Below are 1,728 nucleotides of genomic sequence, written 5' to 3'. Positions count from 1 at the left end.
CCTACTACTTCAGTAACCACTACTGAAGCACCTACTACTTCAGTAACCACTACTGAAGCACCTACTACTTCAGTAACCACTACTGAAGCACCTACTACTTCAGTAACCACTACTGAAGCGCCTACGCCTACTACAGTAACTACAACCGAAGAAAAACCTGGACTTCCTAAAACCGGAGAAGGTAAAGGGTCATTAGTTACTATCATTGGATTTGTAACTCTAATTTCATCTATCGCTGCCATTGCTTTTTTACGCAAAAATGAAAAGAAATAAGGTTAAAGGTCGATTAATTATTTAAAAGGGCTATTTCAAATAATAGCCCTTTTTCAGTTCTTCAATGAATGAATAATTTTTTTCTGTTGAACAAGTATAATTTTACACTTAAAACATTTAAATACTTGAAATTTTATTTATTTGTGATACAATTCACTTTATAGGATGTTTTTTTATTATTGACTAGTGGGAGGTGCATTTAAATTAGTGTTGTCTTGGAAAAGCAACCTATAATATTATTCATATATTTGTAGGTTTAGATTTTAATATACAAATAAGTGTAGAATTTGGAGACAAATAGGAGAAGAAAATGAGAAAAAATAATCTAAGTAGGCTTGCAAAAGTCTTCTTTCTTGTATTTTTACCATTATTAATCATAGTATTTTCGCGATCTGATGTGGTAAAAGCAGGAGACGTCAGTAACAATATTAGTTCACTGACTGTCTCATCAAATGAAATCACCGATGGCGGACAAACAACCGTTAAGTTTACATTTGACGAGCACGCACAAAAAATTCAACCAGGTGATACATTAAAAGTTAATTGGACTAGTTCTGGGACAGTCTTTGGGGTTGGTTTTAAAAAGACAATTCCACTAAGTATTGATGGAACTTACGTTGGAGACATGGTCATTACTGATGGATCTGCAACTGTTACTTTTAATGAAGCTATCAGAAACCTTCAAAACATCCGTGGTTGGGGGGAATTTGAGATTGAAGGTCATAACAATACAGCAACTGATAAAGAACATGTTGGTAAATTTACTATTATCAGTGGAGTTAAGACCGTAGATTTAAACGTTAAAAAAATGGCTACTGGTGTTAATAGCGCTCCATTCTATCTCAAAGCAGGTGATATGCACGCTGACGATCCTGAACACATTCTTTGGGTATTAACCATCAATGCAATGAACTTAGAAGTGGACGGCGACGTTCGTGTCGAAGACGAAGTTCAAGGCGGACACAAATTAGTGCCAGACAGCTTTAAAATTACAACAACAGGAAACAAACCTGGCTACTATTCTGGCGCTACAGCGATTGAAGATTTCAAAGCAGCGTTCCCTGGATCAACATTTACAGTGGATGCTTCAGGAAAATTTGTAGTTACGATTCCTAAAGACCTTATCAACAAGACCGGCGTTCTTATTTTCTATCGTACAAAAGTAGAAATCGATGCTCAGAAACACTTCAAGAACAACACGAAAGTTTGGTACCAAGTAAAAGGTGAAACTGCGGTTATAGCTAAAGAAGTAAACGCGTCTGTTGCGAACATCAATGCAAACGGTGGTGTAGATGGCGATAATACCTCAACACCAACAACTACAACAACAGAAGCTCCTACTACAACAGAAGCTCCTACTACAACAGAAGCGCCTACTACAACAGAAGCTCCTACAACGACAGAAGCTCCTACAACGACAGAAGCTCCTACAACGACAGAAGCTCCTACTACAAC

At 37.0% G+C, this 1,728-nt stretch carries 3 protein-coding genes; 2 read left to right on the top strand and 1 reads right to left on the bottom strand.

The window, feature by feature from the left end; genetic code table 11:
* Positions 1 to 206, bottom strand: a 206-nt coding sequence (locus tag AB8E63_RS08620) for a hypothetical protein (RefSeq protein ID WP_368910848.1), incomplete at its 3' end; no start/stop codon positions are given.
* Between AB8E63_RS08620 and AB8E63_RS08615 the strand changes: the two genes are divergently transcribed.
* Together AB8E63_RS08615 and AB8E63_RS08610 are read left to right on the top strand one after the other, a co-directional pair.
* The gene (locus tag AB8E63_RS08615; protein WP_368910846.1) at positions 202 to 273 is read left to right on the top strand and encodes a hypothetical protein; all 72 of its coding nucleotides are present in this window, start codon (positions 202 to 204) and stop codon (positions 271 to 273) included. The genes AB8E63_RS08620 and AB8E63_RS08615 overlap by 5 nt on opposite strands.
* A gap of 310 nt (positions 274 to 583) precedes the next feature.
* Positions 584 to 1,728, top strand: a 1,145-nt coding sequence (locus AB8E63_RS08610; RefSeq protein WP_368910844.1) for a collagen binding domain-containing protein, incomplete at its 3' end; no start/stop codon positions are given.

This window comes from Streptococcus sp. oral taxon 061 (assembly GCF_964211575.1).
GTDB lineage: Bacteria > Bacillota > Bacilli > Lactobacillales > Streptococcaceae > Streptococcus.
This window is presented reverse-complemented; position numbering and strand designations above follow the sequence as displayed.